Source organism: Bacillus sp. UMB0893 (genome assembly GCF_002858905.1).
Lineage (GTDB): Bacteria > Bacillota > Bacilli > Bacillales > Bacillaceae > Bacillus_P.
Window position 1 is genome coordinate 228689 of the sequence record NZ_PKLB01000001.1, and the last position, 18603, is coordinate 247291.

Here is an 18603-nt window from a genome sequence, read left to right on the forward strand (position 1 = left end):
GAGGAAATAAATCTGTCAGTTAAGTTGGCTGTGAAAAACTAAATTAAGAAAGAACAGCTAATACCTATTCTTTCTCAGTTTGATATCTCTCTTAGCAGCTATCCGCAGAACAGCTGTCACCAATGAAAGGTTTTTTCTTCACAACTTGATCCTTCAAAATCTGCTCAAACGTTTCTTTTGAGTTTAATCCTTGAAAAACTTGATCTCCGATAATAAATGTAGGAACCGCTTGAATCTGAGCATCTTGATAGGCATGTTTAATGGCGTCACGGTGAATGATTTGATACGTTCGGTCACGTAATGATTTTGCAAATGCTTCTGAGTCTAAGCCGATTTCTTCAGCAAGCGCAGTTAGGACATCTATATTTCCAACATCTAGCCCTTTTTGCCAATATGCTTTAAAGGCAGCATCTACATATTCATCAGCTTTTCCATGATCTTTTGCAAATTGAAAGCCTTCATGCGTCAAATGAGTTGCAGGTACAGGATCTAAGTGAAACGGCATATCCATTTCCACGCCAAAACGTGCAGAAAGCGGTTTTACTGACTGCTCCCAAGCTTGTTTAATGTAGCTGCTTTGCGGAGACAATGGCTCAGTACCTTGTGGCCGAAGCTCAAATGGCATCCATTCCACTTCAACATCCTTGCCCTTAATGGCCTCTTTAAGTGGTGCTTCTCCAATAAAACAAAACGGACATACATAATCCGAATAAACTTTAATTTTTACAAACATCTTGAATCCTCCAGGGCATATGATAAGCCTATTTTACCAGACAAAAAGAACAGTTGGTGAGCTCGAAGAATTTTGTTGACTTTGACCTCAGAGCCTCATATAATAGAGTTTGTCAGCAACACTTACATACTGCGACTTGTTAGCTCAGTGGGAGAGCACTTCCTTGACAGGGAAGGGGTCGGGGGTTCGAATCCCTCACAGGTCATAAAGCGAGTTGTATCAAGGGTTCAAGGCACTTTCACTACAATGTAAAATATAGTGGTCGTGCTAGAAACTGTTACAACACCGATAAACCACTTCACTAATTTCAGTGAGGTGGTTTTTTTATGTTATTAAAGTTTGGTTTACAAGAATTTTTAGAAGACAGAGAGTTTAAAAATGTTACCCCTAATACGTTGACTAATTACAAAATCATGCTCATTCAATTCTTAGATTTTTGCATTGAAAATGAAGTTGTAAATGTTCAAGATGTTACCCCCAATATTGTCAAAAAGTTTATTCACCATTATCAGAAAAAGGGGAATAACGCTTCTTCTACCAATTCAAAGTTACAGCGTATTCGAGTTTTCTTCAATTATATGATTGAGATTGAAGTTATCGATAAGAATCCTGCTAACAAAATTCAAAAAGCAAAAGAAGATGTAAGAATTGATGTATTTACTGATTACCATATCAAACAAATGCTCAATTACTACCGTAGAATTAAACAACGTGAAAAAGCCTTTTGGGCTTATCGTGATCATACTATTATCGTTACCCTTTTAGGGACTGGAATCAGATTATCGGAATTAACTTCTATGAAATGGACTGATATAGACTTTCAGAATCAAACATTATCCGTATTCGGCAAGAATCGTAAACGTGAAACTATGCCAGTTGCTGAAAAAGTTATTAAAGAATTATCTGCTTACAAGATTTATTGTGAACAATTCTTTTCTAATGAACAAATTCCTTATGTATTTACGGATAGAGAGAATAAAGAATTAACTCCAAATGCGGTTAAATGTATGTTTAAAAGATTGGCTAAAATAATGAACTTTCGTGATGTTCGACTTTCGGCTCACACGTTTAGGCATAGTTTTTGCCAGAGGTGTATCCATGCAGGTATGAGTACCTTTGCAATTCAAAGGCTAATGCGACATTCATCAATAGCAGTAACTCAAACTTACGCAGCCATGTGGGGAAATGATTTGAAAGAACAGAACGACAAATTCAATCCTCTAAATAACTTGGAGATATAACATGAAAAAACTAGATTATGAGTGGTTGCAACTTATTACTCAAGCCAAAGAATTAGGAATAACCATTGAGGAAGTAAAAGAGTTTCTAAATAACCACCTGAAAAAATAAAAAATGAGGTAGGGTGCTCGAACACCTTACCTCCAATAAATCACCTTATTATCCCATAACTTAATATGGAATTTCCCTGCCTTCATTTTACGAAAAAAACTCGTTTATGCAAGGTCTAGTTTCCTATTGTCTTTTTTAGGGAGTTCCCTTGTGAGCTGCCGTTAAGCACAAGTTAATAAATTACGTCAGGTCTGCCCTGCCAATGCACATAAAAGGGGATAGGATACAAAGAATGTTATCTGTTTCATTCCGTATCTGAAAGGTGAAAGCCACCTTTAAACGCTGATCGAAGGAAGGATAGGAGTATATATACTCGTAGGACAAGCCACATACAACTGTCAGGGCTATCTGAAACAGTAGGCTTGTTGAGATGAACAATCTCACAATAAACAGATTTGATACATACGGATACCATACCGATATACAATTAAGAATCAAGTTGCCTATCTTTGTTGCATTATTTTTTTTATTGCAAACTTAGGTAGCCAACTTTGTCCAACCGTTTCCAATCCCTCAACCAATTAAGCAAAAACCAAAAAGAACAAGTCAAGTATAACCTTCCAAAAATAGTTGAAAAATTATTGTTAAACATACGGAATAGGCCAGTAATTTATAAGTTATTGGCAAGTGGTTATTAAGCAATTGCTAAAAAGGGGATGTTCTTTGTTGCTTCTTTCTGATAAAGGCATATACATGCCACGTAACGCTCACACATGCCTTGTACCGGCTTATAATATAACCATACCGCGCTGGGCCAACTGCAAGGAGTACAGTTATATTTTGATTACTGTATGCCTCTGCCAAGGAATAAGGCTTAAGGATACTTCCAGTTGCTTGATATAAAAAAGGTGGTGATCTGTAAGAAGGGAAAGTTATTAAGTATCAAAAATTCACCCTGTGCATATTTGGAATATGTCTAGCATAAACTTTAGCAAGAGTGTCGCTTGCAAGCGGAGGCTAAAGTTGAGATAGCTAATACAATACTACTTCCAATATCTATGGAGGGATTCAAATGGCAAATAAAAAAGTCGTCCATTTTAAACACGAATTTATAGGTGAAGGTGAAGAAGATTTAAGAGATATTTTTGCGAGGCAATTGGTCAGATACATAAATCAACAAAAAGGATATTCATATGTGAGGCTGAAATCAAATTAAAAAAGATGCCCTAAAAGGACACCTTCAATAATTTTATTAGATGGAATATCTCCGAATGCCATTGCGTTCAATAAGGTAAATATCTTTTCTTATTAAGTCGCGATACTCTTCAAGCAAGAATCCGAATGATATGTCATCTAAGCTGTTTTTCTTCATAAGATCAGAGACTAACGGTGAAGAGCTTGGATGTGAAGGATAAAGAGTAATTTTCTTATTCTGTTTCACTAAACTAATAAACTGATTTATTACTTTTTGCTCATTTTGTTTTTTCCCTGATTCAAAAGAAAATTCCATATAACCAGAAATATTCTTAACACTGATATTTTCCTTTTCAAGGTACATTTCAGTATCAGAACGATCTAATAGTCGAGTTAATTTTCTTCCAGTCATTCGATGATAAGTGAAATCTTTAATACATCGATCGGAAAGTTGAACCGGATCAGCGGTATTAATTTTAACTTCTCCATTTTCTTTCACAAGCTCCGCGAATTCTTTTAAAATTTGATCGTCAGATAGGGCCTTTGCATCGTTAATAAACATACGATATCATCCTTTTTTAATGAATTTGTGGTTACTTTTGTACCGAGCGAGCTTCTTTTTCTAACTCTTCAATAGTCATATCGGGAAAACTTTGTCGAAACTCTTTTAGAATATTCATTTCTGGCTGGTTCAATTGTTTATTTTCTGTTTTCTTTTTGAGTATTGATATAATTCCCTTATCTATAAAGCTTTGAAGAAGCATCGATGCGCCGGCAGTCTCAAGAAGCTCGATTCCATCTAAAAAGCTTTTTGTTTCATTTCCTGCTGCCAACCAACTTAAATCCTCACTAACATCCATGTTATTTGCAACTTCAATATCGTTATCCAAGTTTTCGATTCCTTTTAAATAATCCATAGCTTTTCCTCCAATTAGTTTAAATTTTCTATCCCATCAAGCCAGTTATTGGTCTCAACGGATGCAAGTTGCAGCCAATCAAGTTTTTCTTCTTCTTTTTTAGCTGCTTCCCAATCAAGCGAAGTAGAATACTGTCCAGCCGGATCGTTGACTAGACAATTTCCAATAAACTTAATCCCTTTTAGAATTCTCCCGTTTTTTGTCTGCTCTTCTGAAGAATAACTGCATTCCATGCTGCAAAATAGTTGGCCGCTTAGGTGCAATTGTTGAAGAGAAGCTATTAATTCCGGATATCTGCTTTTATACAATTTGGCCGTTACTTGCAGATGCTCTTTTCCGTCCTTCTGGATGATTTTAGAAGCTGTATGATGTCCAACTATTAACGCTTCCTTATCGAGCCGCGGGAAGCTTTCAGAGTGGCTTGACGGTGTTCCTAATACATCTGGTAATACAATCAAAGGTGTATCAATAATAGTTGCCTTTGCCTTCAAGACTTCTTCCTTTGTAAATACCGCACCGTTTAAGTTTGGATGATCCAATGTGACAAGAATTAACGTAAGAAGCACGTAATCATCATTAGAACTCTTTTCGTAATTATCAATAATCTCAATGCCGTCTAAAAAGCTCATTTTTCTGTTCCTCCGTTCTGTTTTGCTCTATAATACATAAATACCAAAACGTAAGATTTTTTTCTCTACTAATTTCAAATAAACGAAAAAACTTTTAAATAATAATAAAACCGGCCACGAATGACCGGCAATCTATTTGAACATCGCTTAACGGAGCGCCCACGATGGATTAGTTAAGGGCTTTAATCCCTTTTATATAGCGGCTGTATATCTCGTCATTGTGGTACGATGCAGCGTTTAGGGGACTGTCTAAAGCCCACTTTCTGCCAAGGAAGTAAAACCTTAAATTCGTTTTACCTTCAAATTTAGATAGATCAGCATCATAAGGGAATGTGATTAAGCAAGTTCCGACAGACAACCTGCCCCATTCCATTTCGACCTCATCCTCACTTGATTTAATAACCTTGCCGATCCCTCTCACTTCAACTATTACAGGTGCATCCTCGTATTCTTCACAGACTTCATATATCTCATTGTAGACTTTGCAAACACTGTCCATATATTCAAAGGTAATAGTTGATCCGTCATACTCTACCATTTTCTTTAAATCGTTCCGGAATGTGTCCAACGTTGAATATCTGCTTCTTCTCATTTATCCCAACACTCCAGTGTAAGTTATTTCATAATCATGTTTATTTGTAACTTCCTCAAGATGCTTCTTAGCTTTTAATCGGGAAGATGATTTGTAAGTAAAAACTCGTTCAGTTTTGCCGCGTTTAACAATGGCATAGAATGTTTTTAGTGGAAGATGAGTTTTATTTGTTTTATTGTTCCGGCTTTTTTCTTTTTTTTGTTTCATTGGGATACCTCCTGTTTTTTAATACGTGTTGGCCTTCACCATAGAAAAAGGAGGAGGGGCTAGTTCACACCTTAGAAAGCATTAACCTTTATTCTTCTGGAAAGGCTACCGTCGGTTAAATAATCAAAGTGTTTTCTTCTTCAGTAGTTAAATAATAGTGGTTAATACCTTTAATCTTCTTTACTTTAATTCCGGCAGCCTCTAAAGTTTTCATAACGTTTGCATCCCTTTTTCTCATACGTAAAGAATCCGGAGAAACATCTAGGTACGCTGCAACTTCTAAAAAGGATACTGGCGAACCGTCATAAGCGAAACGTCCAAGTGTTATCGTAGATATATGACGAATAAAATCTTCTCGCGAATAGTAAATGTTCTTTTTTAAGTGCTTCATTCGAATTCCTCCAATATAAATTTATTCGTATATGCAGCCGACCGGATGCTGGCCGACCGCCGAGGTCTTATATTAAACGTTCCTCTACCGAGGGTTAGGTCAACTTGAAAGTTCACAAGTTTACCATCCTAAAACTTTTTATTTCTAAGAATTAGGTACAATAGTTGCTACGGTACTTTGACATTTCGGTACTTATATATATAATGAATAGAATAAATCTACTCACCAAAAGTGACTCAATCCCTTGCCGCTCTAAGGATGATGATACTTTTAGAATGTACGAATCAAATCAATTTTTTCTACCTAAATGTACGAGTCAGATCAATTTTTCTTCCTGACTTTGAAGAATGGAGCTACATCAACTGCTATAGTTACTTGAACTTTTGCATAATCCCCACGAAAGAATATATTTGGATTAAGCATAAATTTAGTAGGTTCTTTACCAACCTTTATTTTTGCAACAACGTATTCTCCATTAATTTCTATCTGATAAAGTTGTCTGGATAAATAAGCAGCAGAAACACCTAATGCCGCTGCCAAGTCTTTTTGCTTCATAAATTCTAGTTTATTTAAATCCGTTTCGTTTGGATTTTTAACCAATGCCATAGTTCTCATATTAACGAACTCCTGCAACTTGAAAACCATCGCCAACTCTTCAGGCTTATTCCCTTTCAAACCTTCCTTGATGTCCTTTGTTACCACCGATACCACACCCATACCTTTAAACGCTCCTTTGAAAATGTAGTTTTTATTAATGGAGTACGTTTCTTCCTCGGTCGTATAAATCAAAATCCCTTTATCCAAACATTTATCTTTAAAGTCATAAAATGTCTGCCTTTTATCTTCTAAGCCTAATATCTTTAAGAAGTCACCAGTCTTTAAAGGTGTCTTATCCTTCTGACTATGGATCAGTTTTCCGCCATAATCGATATAACATTGAAGGATCATTAGATAACCTATTTGAGCATTCGTTAAGCTCTGGCAAATATAATCAATCTCGTCCATGTTCGTATTCGTGAACTTGTTTTGCTTTCGATTACTGTTCATTTTTGCAAATTTCTTTTTTCGTTCAATATCAATTTCACTTTCATATTTATATGTGTAACCGGTATCCGGATCACGAGCTATGCCTTTTACTCCCTGAAGAGGTACAAGATTTTCAGGTATGTTTCTTACTTTGAGAACGTTCCTTATATTAGTCATGAAATCTTAAGCTCCTTTTTGATATTGTGTTAGACACATTGGTTAATAAATAAAGATGTAAAAATTGATGATTTTTGTTGCTCGTTTACTCGATAACAATCTTCCGAGTGTTCGAGAGTATCGGTTCCGAGTGAACATGAAAGTGTTCCTTTAAGATCTCATGAATATCACTTTCATCAATTAGCAGCTATATCTTTAAAATTATTCGGACGTTAGAATTCCAGGAAAACGATTAAAAAAAACAAGCTATTGAAGGATGTAAGAAAGCCAAGAAATTTTTTGGGCCCTTCAATAACTTGTATACAAAAGGAAATTGGCTCTCGAACAAGCCTAAATGAAGGAATTGGCGTAAACCTTCATATAAACCATTAATACGAGAATAAACGAACAAAAGCGCACTAATTTAAAATATTCTTTTGTTTTGTTAAAAAAATTTAGGCAGGAAAGAGAGAGAAGAAACATTGATGATGTGTAAAGGAGAAGAGCTTGACAGACATAGTTCTGTTAAAGGTAAATATACGAGCACGTAAAACATTAAATATTTAGAGGTTAAAACGAACATTTATTTACGGCTGCATTTGGTACTTACGACTTACAAGGCATAAAAAAAGAACCGGCCATCTTGACCGATCCACTTTTAATACTTATATAATTGTTCCACTGCTGCTTGTTATAAGACAAAGTTGCTAAGATTGTTTTCTATTTGTTCATCTGTAATCCCAATATACTTTAGTGTTATCGATGGATGAGAATGATTGAGTATCATTTGTAATTCAGCAACATCTTTGAACTGTTTATAATGCCAGTAACCGAACGTCTTACGCATGGTGTGTGTTCCAACGCTTTCTATATCCACCATATCAGCCGCCTTATTAAGCTGCCTGTATGCCTGTATCTTACTTATAGGTTTATCACCCTTACGACTAGGAAACAACCAGTCACTATCAACTGTATCGATGTAGGATGCCAGCTCATCGGACACGTTGTTAAGCTGTATTGTTCTACTCTTCTTTGTCTTGCCTTCTTTGATGATTAACCTTGTCTTTCCTTTAATATCCTTTACTCTCAAAGCCAATAGATCAGAAACACGCAAGCCTGTATTAATGCCAAGTAGGAACAATATGTAATCTCTTTCGCTGCAATGTCTTTTCAATGACCATTTCATATCCCTTAGCTTCTCTAATGATCGAATAGGTTGAACGTCAATCAAATGTTCCTTTGCCATCTAGCCTCACCCTTTCATATCGTTTGTGCGCCAGTAGAATCAACAATTTGAATGTATACTTTTTTATGATGGATTAACAATATCACTTGAATAGACCTAAAGTCAATAGAATCAGTATTTTGAAAGTAAACTTATGAGTAATAGTTTACATTTGATTTTTATAAGACATTTCAGATAATAACCTTGCGCTTTTTCTGGCAAGGCATCTTAGTGTTAAATTAGTAACAGTATATATGTTAGTACAAATCAATTAGAATTTATCGTTTAGCAGCAGAGTGATAATTGATCCAGATTATTAGGAACAATTGGACTTTATGAAGGAGACATAAGTTAACAAGGGGGTATTTTACATTCTACAGAGTTGAATTTTGAAATGAGATTGAGCACTCCCCATTAAACATTTTTGAGAAATTATTTTGTCATCGAATAACCGAAAGTAAAATAAAGGAATTTCCGAAATTTTGTCGAATGTTAATGTTTGTTAAACAAATCGATGGAGATGAGATTAAATTATGAATAGAAGAAAGTTGATTTTTAGCATTCTAAAAGAAGTGGAGAAAAGTGAATATCCTACATTTGCGGATTATGATATTTCAAAAGATCAGTATGGGGATATTATTGATTTAATGATTTCTAATAAACTAGTTTCCAATGCAAGTGTTGTCAGAGGAGGCAGAGGTAATAAAGTCCAAATGATTTTTTTAGATAAAGCTAAAATTACGCTTCAGGGTTTAGATTATTTGGAAGAAAATAATATTTGGTTAAAAACATATAGGGGATTACCAGAAGTAAAAGAATGGATTAAGCTAGTACCATAAAAAATTAAAAAACAAAAGCAATAAATGAAAGGAAGAGATTTATGAGAAATTATGAAGCTAAAGATGTAAAAAGATCTATCCGAAGATTTGAAGATGCAGCAAAGGATATACTTGCCTCTGGTTATAACACATACAAAGCAAGAATAATAAGATTTACTGAAATAACTAAAAATGATCAAGTTATTAACTCTATTGTTGGCCCATTGTATGATATAAAGGTTAATTTCGATCAAATACATTATAAAAGCCCAGGTGGAGAATGGGTTGAAGAAATAAGGTTGCCAACTGATATAAACATTCAATTAGCATATGTGGTACAGATTTTCGATTCTGTATCTTTAGGGAAAATATCTTTAGACAGTCTCACGTTTGACATTTATGTAAATAAAAATATATGGAGTAATATTAACTCGTGGTTACACGAAATAGTAGAGCCTTGCTTAAGAGAACTACTTTATCGACTTAATGATCTGATTGAAGATGAAGTCGAAGGGAAAGAAGAAATTACAAGCTCATCTCTTCAAATATTTAACTATGGCTCAATCACAGCTTCCCAAGGAAGTAATATTGCTATGGGTAAAGATATTCAACAAACTGTTACTTATAAAAATATCACAAATGAAATAATGGAAAGGGTTCGAAATGAAAAAACTGTATCTGAAGATAAACTGGAGGAAGTAGAGCAAATTACAAATGAAATACAAGAAGAAATAAACAAACCAGATCCTTCTCAAAGTAAGTTAAAGCAATTTGCGGGAAAATTATATGAAATTGGTCAGTCTGGACTTTTAAAGGTAACAAATACGGTTATTCAAGATCCAAGATGGGGACAAGCAGTTGCAGATACTTTCATGAACAATTTTTAGCATTCCTAAAGGGATGCTTTTTTCTTGAATAGAATTAGATGAAAGGAGGAGACAGATTGCAACCTAAAAATGAAAAAGAACAAATAGAACTCGCAACGGCAGAGAAATTTCTAAGGACTTATAATCTTGAGTTTAATACTAATTTTATTGCATATGAAATATCTGATGCACCAGATATTTTATGTAAAGACATTCATACAAATGAAAAATTAGCATTAGAAATAACCTTGCATGAAGATTTAAAAGGAGAAATTACGTATTTGTTAGGGAGAAGAAAGGATCAACCGAAGTCGAAAATTACCGGAAGTACTGTGAGACAACTTGAAGGCGATTCTTTACCAATTCTTATTGAGGTCATTAAAAAGAAATTAACAAAAGACTATGGAAAAAGTGTTGCTTTAGTAGTGAGACAAGTTTCACCTATTCCTTGGACATATGATATTGAATTCATAAAGAAAAACATTAATATATTAAATAATCCTTTTGATAAAGGAATCTGGTTATTAACTCCTGATCTGAAAATTATAAAGTTAGATTAAGCATTACAATGAAGTACTTATTACAGGATATTATTTTTTGTTGTCGAAGATAATTTAGTTGATTAGAAAGGAGAGAGTAAAAATGAAACAAGTAAAATTAATTAAAAGTGGTAGCGTTGCATCTTTTGAAGAGAATTTGAATCGTTTTTTGGATGAAATCTCTGACAAATCATTTGAGATTCAGTTTAGTTCTAGTTATAACGGAAATACAGATATTTATGCGGCATTGGTAATCTATGAATTGTAATAAAGTTCAAAGCATCCTTCGGGGTGCTTTTTATCTAGTATTTTGCAGGAAAATATCTCCTTTTGTCGAATTAGAGAGATGAAAGGGGGAGTCAGGATGCAAAGTGTAAAAGAAGGCCTTCAAGGATGGTTACAAGATCTTAAGACTGAGAAACAAAATGCAGAGGAAAGGTTACGACAAGCAAAATTAAATTTTGAATTAACACAAGTAAAGTTTAATATCGCTACTTCTGCCAAAGAAAGATTACCTCATAAACAGGAAGTACAAGATGAGTTTTATGAACAACATGTAAAACAATTAGAACAATCATATGAATCGTTTATTAGCAGTTATGAGGAAACCCGTAAAAAGGTCTATAGAGAAATACAATATTTAGAGACGTTGATAAGACGTGTAGAAGAATCTCTTCCTGAATTTGAATAGTCTTTATAAAGCATCCTTCGGGATGTTTTTTCGTTATTAGAAAATAAGTTTATTTATGAAATTAAGGAGGGAAATATGGATATTAAAATCTGGTCTGTATTCGTTTCGGCAACAGTTGCGCTAATAACTTTTTTAGTTCTACATTTTTTTATTGAACCAATGAAGGAAGAGAAAAAGCGGAAATTAGAACAATATAAGAATTTTTATGCTCCGTTGTACACTATAGTTATAACAAGAGCAAGCATCGTCAAGGAATATTCATTAAAACAGAATAGGATGATGTTAGGCCATACAGATAAGAAGCCTCATTTACAGCCTGATTTTATGGAGGAATTTATTATTAAAAACTCCGGTTACGCTAGTGTAAACTTAATAGATGCTTTTAAAGACCTTGCTTCGACAAAGGGTGCTATTGATAAAGACATTTCAGAAAGATTCACTAAAACAGTTGTCATAGATTATAACAAGTTAAAGAAAGGTTTGAAAATGGAATATAATAAAGAAGAATTACTAACGGGAATTCCTGAAATACTAAAGGAATTTCGTACAAGTTAAAATAATAAATCTTTTTCCGTTAATTTGAATAATGCTATTAATGTACCAGATAATCAGATAGTCGTTACTTTACAGTATAACGATAAAACGAGTGATACTTTTGCATTGAATTATCAGTTTTTTTAATGGAGTCTAAATGGAAGGTAGTTAATAGAGATTTATGCAAACATGGACTTTTAATATTAACTTGTGAGTTTGTGACTACTTCATAGGATAAATTTAACAAAACCACTTTACATTTTCATCCAACCACTTTACAATGAAAGAGATAATTCTAAATTAAGAAGTGGTCTATTGGATTAGTAATAGAGTAACCACTTGATACATAACGGTTTGGCTTCTCGTTCCTTGACAGGGAAGGGGTCGGGGGTTCGAATCCCTCACAGGTCATATTCCTATAATCGTTATATAAAATGGGTTTCCCGAAAATGGGAAGCCCTTTTATTTTCTTTAAAAATAATTTATCCGGCCAAATGACTGCCCAATTTAATTTCAAACTTTTAAAAAGGAATTTTCAACGTCCGAATTCATCTTTTTAGAAAATGTGTATATAAGTTCATTGTGGTTCCAATATCTTTATGTACGATCCTGGAGTTGAACAAGTATTTGTTCCTTGTTATTCCAATCTTCAGCTGGTTTTAATTAGAAAGAGTGGAAATTGAATTAAAATTGTAACCATTAACAAGCAGATTTAAACAATATGACTCCAGTCCAATACCGGAGTCATATTTTAAGGCAAATATATTCTTAATATCGACCTAAAAAGCTAGCACCAATAATGATTAGTAAAATAAACAGGACAACAATTAAAGCGAAGCCACCACCGTAGCCACCGCCGTAACCACCGCCGTAGCCACCACCGTAACCACCACAGCAACCGCCGCCAAAACCACCATAGCCAAACATCTATATCACTCCTTTTTAGCCTTTTTTGGAGACTAAATCCTGGAAAATGATTTCCAATGATAAGAATCCCTAATTGTATACTATGCAAAGCATGTAATAATGATTGGGTTGGTAAAAAGTGAATAAACACATTTCATCTCATGTGTATCAATCCAATATGAAACTTATATAGTTGAAATTATTAATTAGAATTGCTGATATTAGAAATAGTAACTCTAATTAGGTTATAATTAAGTATTATTATTTAAAGGTGAGGACAAAAAATGACCACGATTTTGAATGTTAGCAAACACTTAATTGAAAATACAGAATCTCTCGCAGTTGATGTCGTTGAAAATGTTCTTCACAGCATAAAAGCAGAAATACCTGAATGGGAAAAAACACAAGCAATCTCAATGTATATTGATTTAATAGGGTTTTTAGGGAAATCTATTATTGATGATAAAGATATCGTACCAGAAGACCTAATTGAGTGGAGTAAAAAGAATGGAGAACGGGAAGCAGCTTCTGGAGGAAGAATTTCAGAGATTGCTGTTCGTTATCCACCTACCCGAAACATTTTTATTGAAATTATGACCAGAATTAGTGTGGAGTTTGGACTTACCGTAGAAGAAAATTCTTTTATTATTAAGCGGATAAATTCAATTCTAGATATAAGCCTTAACGAAACTGTTTTTGCTTTTGAACGGCTTTCGGATAAAATTAAGGAAGAGACTCAAAGGGAAATGGCTGAATTATCAGCACCAATTGTACCCATTCGGGATGGTATTGCAGTTCTTCCCCTCATTGGTACTGTTGATTCTTATAGAGCAGCATATATCTTAGAAAAGGTTGTTCCAAAGATTGCTGAATTACAGACACAATATCTTATTGCGGATTTCTCAGGCATCTATAATATCGATATAGAAATTGCCTATTATCTATACCAAATTGAGAACGTTCTTAGTCTATTGGGCATTAATACAATTGTAACAGGTCTGCGCCCTGATTTAGCTAAAACTGTCGTGAATGGCGGCATCGATATGTCATCTATTAAGACATTTGCACATGTTAAACAAGCATTAGAAAGTATAGATTAAAATAACTTTGGAATTTTATTTAACCAATTTATAAGTACCTTCTCTTAATGAACTATAACCCGAATAATGGACACTTATGAAAAAGTGCCTATGTTCGGGTTTTTGTGTGTAAGAATCAGAGAGAAACCCCAATATGTTTTACGAATTTCATACCGGCAATTACATACAATCCTAAAGTTCAAAGTTATTTGACTGAACAAACGACTGGCTCAATTTTAAATTCTAGATGCCTTTTTTAGAGGTTGTTAAAAGGTATAAGGACGAAGCCCCGAAGATGTCAGCCGGCTTTTTCAAAACAAGTTCAGAGCCATAAGGATAAATGTTCTTTAATTCCTGTATAATATTGATGAATTATCATTAGCGGTTAAAAGATAGGAGAAAAAGTCATGCAGCTAGAAAAATTAATTGATCGAAGAAAAACACATTCGGTTAAATGGTACATAGAGGATCAAGATATGATTCCATTATGCATTGCTGATATGGATTTCCAGGTATCAGAAGAAATCGTACATGCTATTTCTCAAAAAGCAACGCATGGAATATATGGCTATAGTACATTTTGTGAGCGTTATTATGATGCTGTTCAGTATTGGTGGAAAACGCAGTACGATTGGGAGTTAAAACGGGAGTGGATTTCTTTTAGCCCTGGGATTATACCCGGAATCAATTTATTAATAAAAGCATTAACGCAGCCGGGTGATGCAGTTATTGTGCAGGATCCTGTCTATTATCCGTTCTTTTCTACGATTGAAACACAGGGCTGCACGATATTAAATAATTCTCTTGTCTATTCAAATGGTTTATATGCAATGAATTTTGAAGATTTTGAGGAAAAAGCATCACGTCCGAATACAAAAATATTCATTTTGTGCAGCCCTCACAATCCAGTAGGAAGAGTTTGGACTCGTGAGGAATTGCGTAAAATTGGAGAGATTTGTGAGAAACATAATGTTTTTGTCATTTCAGATGAAATGCATGGAGATTTAACTTACTCAGGCTATAAACATATACCATTTGCAACTGTTCATCCAAATCATTTAAAGTTTTCCATTACATGTGCTGCACCAAGTAAAACATTTAATATTGCAGGCATGCAAAGCTCTATTTTTCTTATTCCGAATCGGGATGTGAAAGAAAAATATGAAGCTCTATTAACAGGATACGGTTTAATGCGGCCAAATGCCTTTGCAGTGGAAGGAACGATTGCTGCCTACTATAAAGGATTGCCATGGCTTCAAAAAGTAAGGGGGTATTTAGAAGATAACCTGCAGTATGTATGTTCCTTTTTAAAAGAACATATTCCTTCTATTAAAGTAGTGAAACCTGAAGCAACCCATTTGATTTGGCTGGATTGCCGTGATCTTGGAATTCCGCTTGAAGAATTGCATAAATTCTTCTTAGAAAAGGCAAGAGTTCGCCTTGATGAAGGAATGAAGTTCGGTAATGGCGGGGAGGGGTTTGAACGTATAAACATTGCATGCCCCCGGGAGGTCCTAACTGAAGCTTTACTTAGAATGAAAGCTGCTGTAAAAGGTAGAGAAGAAACCTGCTAACGATTTTTGACGGCAGGTTTGTGTTTTCTTTTATAATAATAAAACAGATTTAGGAGGACAGGTCTTGATTATCGAAGCCATCGCAGATTCACTTGAAGATGCAAAAACCGCACAAACAGCTGGTGCCAATCGAATCGAATTAGTCACTGGATTAATGGAAGGAGGGCTTACTCCCAGTTATGGCTTAATTAGAAGTGTCTGCAGAGAATTAATGATTCCAGTGAATGTGATGATTCGCCCGCATAGCCGGAGCTTTTGTTATTCTGAAGCAGACTTGAATATTATGTTAGAAGATATTGAGATCTGCCGCAAATTAGGTGCAGCAGGAGTTGTGTTTGGTGCTCTTACAGATGAGAATAAAATAGATGAGGAGAAGCTTTCTAAGTTAATTCAAGCATCCAAAGGGTTAGATATTACCTTTCATCGGGCGTTTGATGAGGTCGATCATCTTAACACTGCTTTAGGAGTTCTTCAAAAGTATCCTGAGATATCTAGAATTCTCACATCTGGCAGCAAACATAAAGCAATAGATGCGATAGAAGAGTTCAAGCAGCTGACAAATCTTTCGGCGGCTTCTGGTCTTTCCATTATGGCAGGTTCAGGGTTAACACCTCAAAATTTGCATGGGTTCTTAGAAAAAGTTAACGTGCGGGAAGTACACTTTGGTACAGGAATCCGTTTTGAATCTAGTTATAGCCAACCTATTGATCCCAATAAAATAAAAGAGATCAGGGAAATAGTATCATAAAAAAAGGCAGGCATTTATAAAATGCCTGTCTTCTTTTTAATAGTTTATGATGTTTTTTTCATCGGAATAATTGTTTTCAGATTGTTTTTTATTTTTGTTTCGATATACGACTTTGGACAATGTCACACTAAACTCATATAAAATGAATAGCGGTACGATTACCAATATATCCGAAATAAGATCAGGAGGAGTTATGAAAATAGCAACAAGAGTAAGTAAAAAATAAGAAATCTTTCTTGCTTTCGAAAGCAGCATCGGATTAATGACACCAATAGAGGTGAGAAACATGACAATGAGAGGTATTTCAAATAGAACTCCAAACGGGAGAGTTAAGTTTATCATGAATTTGAAATATTTTTCGGCAGTAAACATCGTTTCAAATTGTCCTTTAGATAAGGTTAATAAAAAGTTAAGAACAAGTGGATACACGACAAAATAACCAAATGATAGTCCTGTTATGAACAATGTAAACAATCCAGGAATGTAAGCTAATGTTGTTTTTCGTTCCTTTTCTGTTAGAGCTGGTTTTACAAATACCCACGTTTGATAAGCTGCTACTGGAATGGTCAGTGCGATTGCAATGATTCCTGAAATCATGAAATAAACCCAAAGGATTTCACTTGGTCCTAAGACGGCTAAGTCATGATCGAGGTCACGAATAAGCCACTCGTATATTTCCTGCACATAAATGAATGAACCAAATAAAAATAGGATAAAAGCAAGTAAAATTAAAATTAACCGTTTCCTTAATTCCCCAAGGTGATTGACAAATGATAACTCATTCTTGTTCATATAAGCGCCTCCCTTTTTAGAAATAAGAGGAAGATGTAAACTGGGAGTTTACATCTTCAGGCATTTTTACTTAGAGCTGCCGCTATCTTCTTTTTCGTCTGACATGATGTCTTTAGCTGAGCTTTTAAATTCTCTTAACGTATTCCCGAATGCACGGCCAATCTCTGGAAGCTTAGATGGTCCAAATACAATAAGAGCAATAATTAGAATAAGAATTAAACCAGGTACACCTATATTTTGCAGCATGTTATTCCCTCCATGATTATCTTTTTTTATGGCTGTTTTGCATTGATTGTTGTTTTTGGTTATTACTTGTACCCGTGGATTTCCGCTGCACTTGCTTTCCGCGGGGAGGGATGGGAGCCTCTATTTCCCGCAGGAGTCAAGTGCCTTCCGCTACAATCCACTAAAGGTTTTATTTAACCATTTTTTCTGAAACTTTACGAAAAGCGCCTTTTATATTTACCTAGAAATTTAATTCTTTACAGTTTTTTCTTCACTTTTATTATTTAATGGAAGAGGATCCATACTTTGATCATTTGCTGTTAAGTCAATCCCATAGTCCTTTGCGAAAACCATATGTGTCTCAACAAGGACTCCCTCTTTATTTTCATCTAAATTGAATACTCTTGCACCGCGAAGTCTATTTCTATCAGAGCCTGAAAGACCATACGTACCGAAGCCAGTGTTTCCTGCATACCCAAGCAAAATTCCATAATAGTTGCCGCAATAGGTGTTTATATGATCATGTCCGCAGAATACCCCTTTAACGTCTCCTCTATCTAACATGGCTGAAAATAAACCGCTGTTAACCGGACCAGGGCATTCATCTTCATTTCTTTCTCCTACGATACTATGCCTTTTTACTGCAAGATCATGGTTTGCTTGTGATCTTACGTCTACACTTCCATGCCACATAAAACGATGCTCCCATAGTGGGATATGAATGAATACGAGTGAAGGTACTTTATAACCGTACTGCTTTTCAAGTTTTTTAGATTTTTCATAATACCAATTAACCTGATTAAAACGGAGCCAGTCCCAAGTAGGGTATCCTTTAAAATCCTGACCGGCGATTTGTGCTGGAGCGTATCTGCCGCTGTCAAGAAGCCAAAGGTTAAACGCAGCTTTATTACCTTTTGATTGGCGTATGATGAGGTTCATGTTTCCTGTACCGGTTAAACCCTTTTCGCCAGGTTCGTTCATATTATATTTGTACTTCATATAGAAATTCAGCATAGCAGTCTCATCCATTCCACTCTTGGAAGTGGAGTCTTCATCATGGTTCCCAAACGTAACCGCCCATTTAATTCCTCTTTTTTCCATTGGCTGAGCTACATTATTCAGGGCTTGTTTCATCTCCAATTCTGAATCACAGCCTCCTGTAATATTGTCACCATTTAGTACAACAAAATCCGGTTTTTCAGAGTCAAGAACTTTCTCCATAAGTTCAAGTGTCCTGCGATCAATACGTTCATCATCTTGAGTATCATTAAATTGGACGACCTTAAACTTTCCATCTGAGTTGAAGTGAAGCTTAGCGTCTGCATTTTTTTCAGCATGTACCGTGTTAGTAAATAAATCTCCCGGCAATCCAGTAGTAGCAAGAGTTAAAGCGAGTGTACTCATTCCTCCAATTTTAATAAAACTTCTTCTGTCTAATCCTTTATTTGAATCCTGATTACTCATAAAAAAA

The 18603-nt window shown here is 34.9% G+C and carries 25 protein-coding genes and 1 tRNA gene; 13 read left to right on the forward strand and 13 right to left on the reverse strand.

The features are described 5' to 3' along the window. Nucleotides 1-91: 91 nt before the first annotated feature. On the reverse strand, nt 92-733 hold the full coding sequence (locus CYJ36_RS01150) for a DsbA family oxidoreductase (RefSeq protein WP_101564008.1): 642 nt from the start codon (nt 731-733) through the stop codon (nt 92-94). 133 nt (nt 734-866) lie between these two features. Between CYJ36_RS01150 and CYJ36_RS01155 the strand changes: the two genes are divergently transcribed. The 4 genes from CYJ36_RS01155 (at nt 867) to CYJ36_RS23480 (ending at nt 3239) form a co-directional block, all read left to right on the forward strand. Beyond that, nucleotides 867-938, forward strand: a tRNA-Val gene (locus CYJ36_RS01155). A 121-nt stretch (nt 939-1059) separates the two neighbouring features. Continuing rightward, nucleotides 1060-1974, forward strand: coding sequence for a tyrosine-type recombinase/integrase (locus tag CYJ36_RS01160; protein ID WP_101564010.1), 915 nt, complete (start codon nt 1060-1062; stop codon nt 1972-1974). A gap of 1 nt (nt 1975) precedes the next feature. Beyond that, nucleotides 1976-2083, forward strand: a complete 108-nt coding sequence (locus tag CYJ36_RS01165; RefSeq protein ID WP_101564012.1) for an anti-repressor SinI family protein — start codon at nt 1976-1978, stop codon at nt 2081-2083. A gap of 1012 nt (nt 2084-3095) precedes the next feature. Continuing rightward, on the forward strand, nt 3096-3239 hold the full coding sequence (locus CYJ36_RS23480; RefSeq protein WP_180849993.1) for a hypothetical protein: 144 nt from the start codon (nt 3096-3098) through the stop codon (nt 3237-3239). 36 nt (nt 3240-3275) lie between these two features. Here the strand turns inward: CYJ36_RS23480 and CYJ36_RS01170 are convergent, their stop codons facing one another. The 8 genes from CYJ36_RS01170 to CYJ36_RS01205 form a co-directional block, all read right to left on the reverse strand. Then, nucleotides 3276-3779: a hypothetical protein gene (locus tag CYJ36_RS01170; protein WP_101564014.1), complete on the reverse strand. Its 504-nt coding sequence runs from the start codon at nt 3777-3779 to the stop codon at nt 3276-3278. A 31-nt stretch (nt 3780-3810) separates the two neighbouring features. Continuing rightward, nucleotides 3811-4134, reverse strand: a complete 324-nt coding sequence (locus CYJ36_RS01175) for a hypothetical protein (protein WP_101564016.1) — start codon at nt 4132-4134, stop codon at nt 3811-3813. Nucleotides 4135-4148: 14 nt separating this feature from the next. After that, nucleotides 4149-4763, reverse strand: coding sequence for a hypothetical protein (locus tag CYJ36_RS01180; protein ID WP_101564018.1), 615 nt, complete (start codon nt 4761-4763; stop codon nt 4149-4151). Between the two features lie 169 nt (nt 4764-4932). Further along, nucleotides 4933-5355 carry a hypothetical protein gene (locus CYJ36_RS01185; RefSeq protein WP_101564019.1) on the reverse strand — a complete coding sequence of 141 codons (423 nt, stop codon included), beginning with the start codon at nt 5353-5355 and terminating at the stop codon, nt 4933-4935. Next, complete coding sequence (locus CYJ36_RS01190; protein WP_101564021.1) at nt 5356-5562, reverse strand: hypothetical protein; 207 nt, start codon at nt 5560-5562, stop codon at nt 5356-5358. It lies immediately after the preceding gene. 115 nt (nt 5563-5677) lie between these two features. Beyond that, a complete protein-coding gene (locus tag CYJ36_RS01195) occupies nt 5678-5953 on the reverse strand; it encodes a hypothetical protein (RefSeq protein ID WP_101564023.1) in 276 nt (91 codons plus the stop codon). A gap of 321 nt (nt 5954-6274) precedes the next feature. Then, nucleotides 6275-7156 carry a hypothetical protein gene (locus tag CYJ36_RS01200; RefSeq protein WP_101564025.1) on the reverse strand — a complete coding sequence of 294 codons (882 nt, stop codon included), beginning with the start codon at nt 7154-7156 and terminating at the stop codon, nt 6275-6277. Between the two features lie 670 nt (nt 7157-7826). Next, nucleotides 7827-8381, reverse strand: coding sequence for a tyrosine-type recombinase/integrase (locus CYJ36_RS01205; protein WP_101564027.1), 555 nt, complete (start codon nt 8379-8381; stop codon nt 7827-7829). A gap of 512 nt (nt 8382-8893) precedes the next feature. Here CYJ36_RS01205 and CYJ36_RS01210 point away from each other — a divergent pair. The 6 genes from CYJ36_RS01210 to CYJ36_RS01230 all read left to right on the forward strand — a co-directional run bounded on the left by CYJ36_RS01210 (nt 8894) and on the right by CYJ36_RS01230 (nt 11829). After that, the gene (locus CYJ36_RS01210) at nt 8894-9199 is read left to right on the forward strand and encodes a YjcQ family protein (RefSeq protein ID WP_101564029.1); all 306 of its coding nucleotides are present in this window, start codon (nt 8894-8896) and stop codon (nt 9197-9199) included. Nucleotides 9200-9240: 41 nt separating this feature from the next. Further along, nucleotides 9241-10065, forward strand: a complete 825-nt coding sequence (locus CYJ36_RS01215; RefSeq protein ID WP_101564031.1) for a hypothetical protein — start codon at nt 9241-9243, stop codon at nt 10063-10065. Between the two features lie 56 nt (nt 10066-10121). Beyond that, nucleotides 10122-10604 carry a hypothetical protein gene (locus CYJ36_RS01220; RefSeq protein WP_101564033.1) on the forward strand — a complete coding sequence of 161 codons (483 nt, stop codon included), beginning with the start codon at nt 10122-10124 and terminating at the stop codon, nt 10602-10604. An 82-nt stretch (nt 10605-10686) separates the two neighbouring features. After that, the gene (locus tag CYJ36_RS23485) at nt 10687-10851 is read left to right on the forward strand and encodes a hypothetical protein (protein WP_180849995.1); all 165 of its coding nucleotides are present in this window, start codon (nt 10687-10689) and stop codon (nt 10849-10851) included. Between the two features lie 96 nt (nt 10852-10947). Continuing rightward, nucleotides 10948-11274, forward strand: a complete 327-nt coding sequence (locus CYJ36_RS01225; RefSeq protein ID WP_101564035.1) for a hypothetical protein — start codon at nt 10948-10950, stop codon at nt 11272-11274. A 75-nt stretch (nt 11275-11349) separates the two neighbouring features. Next, the gene (locus CYJ36_RS01230; protein WP_101564037.1) at nt 11350-11829 is read left to right on the forward strand and encodes a hypothetical protein; all 480 of its coding nucleotides are present in this window, start codon (nt 11350-11352) and stop codon (nt 11827-11829) included. Nucleotides 11830-12576: 747 nt separating this feature from the next. On the opposite strand, the gene CYJ36_RS24600 is transcribed toward CYJ36_RS01230, so the two are convergent. Beyond that, nucleotides 12577-12735 (reverse strand): YjcZ family sporulation protein, encoded by a 159-nt coding sequence (locus CYJ36_RS24600; protein WP_101564039.1) that lies wholly within the window; start codon nt 12733-12735, stop codon nt 12577-12579. Between the two features lie 263 nt (nt 12736-12998). Here CYJ36_RS24600 and CYJ36_RS01240 point away from each other — a divergent pair, with 263 nt between their 5' ends. The 3 genes from CYJ36_RS01240 (at nt 12999) to CYJ36_RS01250 (ending at nt 16115) form a co-directional block, all read left to right on the forward strand. Continuing rightward, complete coding sequence (locus tag CYJ36_RS01240; protein ID WP_101564040.1) at nt 12999-13814, forward strand: STAS domain-containing protein; 816 nt, start codon at nt 12999-13001, stop codon at nt 13812-13814. 386 nt (nt 13815-14200) lie between these two features. Next, complete coding sequence (locus CYJ36_RS01245; RefSeq protein ID WP_101564042.1) at nt 14201-15367, forward strand: MalY/PatB family protein; 1167 nt, start codon at nt 14201-14203, stop codon at nt 15365-15367. A gap of 64 nt (nt 15368-15431) precedes the next feature. Beyond that, the gene (locus CYJ36_RS01250) at nt 15432-16115 is read left to right on the forward strand and encodes a copper homeostasis protein CutC (protein ID WP_101564044.1); all 684 of its coding nucleotides are present in this window, start codon (nt 15432-15434) and stop codon (nt 16113-16115) included. Between the two features lie 36 nt (nt 16116-16151). Here the strand turns inward: CYJ36_RS01250 and tatC are convergent, their stop codons facing one another. From tatC to CYJ36_RS01265, 3 genes are all read right to left on the reverse strand, one after another. Next, a complete protein-coding gene (tatC, locus tag CYJ36_RS01255) occupies nt 16152-16907 on the reverse strand; it encodes a twin-arginine translocase subunit TatC (protein ID WP_101564046.1) in 756 nt (251 codons plus the stop codon). A gap of 66 nt (nt 16908-16973) precedes the next feature. Then, nucleotides 16974-17153: a twin-arginine translocase TatA/TatE family subunit gene (locus CYJ36_RS01260; RefSeq protein ID WP_101564048.1), complete on the reverse strand. Its 180-nt coding sequence runs from the start codon at nt 17151-17153 to the stop codon at nt 16974-16976. A 228-nt stretch (nt 17154-17381) separates the two neighbouring features. Then, nucleotides 17382-18596, reverse strand: a complete 1215-nt coding sequence (locus tag CYJ36_RS01265) for a metallophosphoesterase family protein (protein WP_101564050.1) — start codon at nt 18594-18596, stop codon at nt 17382-17384. Between the last annotated feature and the right edge of the window lie 7 nt (nt 18597-18603).

Coding starts and splice junctions, on each gene's coding strand:
- CYJ36_RS01150 (WP_101564008.1), bottom strand. CDS start 733: ATGTTTGTAAAAATTAAAGTTTATTCGGATTATGTATGTCCGTTTTGT.
- CYJ36_RS01160 (WP_101564010.1), top strand. CDS start 1,060: ATGTTATTAAAGTTTGGTTTACAAGAATTTTTAGAAGACAGAGAGTTT.
- CYJ36_RS01165 (WP_101564012.1), top strand. CDS start 1,976: ATGAAAAAACTAGATTATGAGTGGTTGCAACTTATTACTCAAGCCAAA.
- CYJ36_RS23480 (WP_180849993.1), top strand. CDS start 3,096: ATGGCAAATAAAAAAGTCGTCCATTTTAAACACGAATTTATAGGTGAA.
- CYJ36_RS01170 (WP_101564014.1), bottom strand. CDS start 3,779: ATGTTTATTAACGATGCAAAGGCCCTATCTGACGATCAAATTTTAAAA.
- CYJ36_RS01175 (WP_101564016.1), bottom strand. CDS start 4,134: ATGGATTATTTAAAAGGAATCGAAAACTTGGATAACGATATTGAAGTT.
- CYJ36_RS01180 (WP_101564018.1), bottom strand. CDS start 4,763: ATGAGCTTTTTAGACGGCATTGAGATTATTGATAATTACGAAAAGAGT.
- CYJ36_RS01185 (WP_101564019.1), bottom strand. CDS start 5,355: ATGAGAAGAAGCAGATATTCAACGTTGGACACATTCCGGAACGATTTA.
- CYJ36_RS01190 (WP_101564021.1), bottom strand. CDS start 5,562: ATGAAACAAAAAAAAGAAAAAAGCCGGAACAATAAAACAAATAAAACT.
- CYJ36_RS01195 (WP_101564023.1), bottom strand. CDS start 5,953: ATGAAGCACTTAAAAAAGAACATTTACTATTCGCGAGAAGATTTTATT.
- CYJ36_RS01200 (WP_101564025.1), bottom strand. CDS start 7,156: ATGACTAATATAAGGAACGTTCTCAAAGTAAGAAACATACCTGAAAAT.
- CYJ36_RS01205 (WP_101564027.1), bottom strand. CDS start 8,381: ATGGCAAAGGAACATTTGATTGACGTTCAACCTATTCGATCATTAGAG.
- CYJ36_RS01210 (WP_101564029.1), top strand. CDS start 8,894: ATGAATAGAAGAAAGTTGATTTTTAGCATTCTAAAAGAAGTGGAGAAA.
- CYJ36_RS01215 (WP_101564031.1), top strand. CDS start 9,241: ATGAGAAATTATGAAGCTAAAGATGTAAAAAGATCTATCCGAAGATTT.
- CYJ36_RS23485 (WP_180849995.1), top strand. CDS start 10,687: ATGAAACAAGTAAAATTAATTAAAAGTGGTAGCGTTGCATCTTTTGAA.
- CYJ36_RS01225 (WP_101564035.1), top strand. CDS start 10,948: ATGCAAAGTGTAAAAGAAGGCCTTCAAGGATGGTTACAAGATCTTAAG.
- CYJ36_RS01230 (WP_101564037.1), top strand. CDS start 11,350: ATGGATATTAAAATCTGGTCTGTATTCGTTTCGGCAACAGTTGCGCTA.
- CYJ36_RS24600 (WP_101564039.1), bottom strand. CDS start 12,735: ATGTTTGGCTATGGTGGTTTTGGCGGCGGTTGCTGTGGTGGTTACGGT.
- CYJ36_RS01240 (WP_101564040.1), top strand. CDS start 12,999: ATGACCACGATTTTGAATGTTAGCAAACACTTAATTGAAAATACAGAA.
- CYJ36_RS01245 (WP_101564042.1), top strand. CDS start 14,201: ATGCAGCTAGAAAAATTAATTGATCGAAGAAAAACACATTCGGTTAAA.
- tatC (WP_101564046.1), bottom strand. CDS start 16,907: ATGAACAAGAATGAGTTATCATTTGTCAATCACCTTGGGGAATTAAGG.
- CYJ36_RS01260 (WP_101564048.1), bottom strand. CDS start 17,153: ATGCTGCAAAATATAGGTGTACCTGGTTTAATTCTTATTCTAATTATT.
- CYJ36_RS01265 (WP_101564050.1), bottom strand. CDS start 18,596: ATGAGTAATCAGGATTCAAATAAAGGATTAGACAGAAGAAGTTTTATT.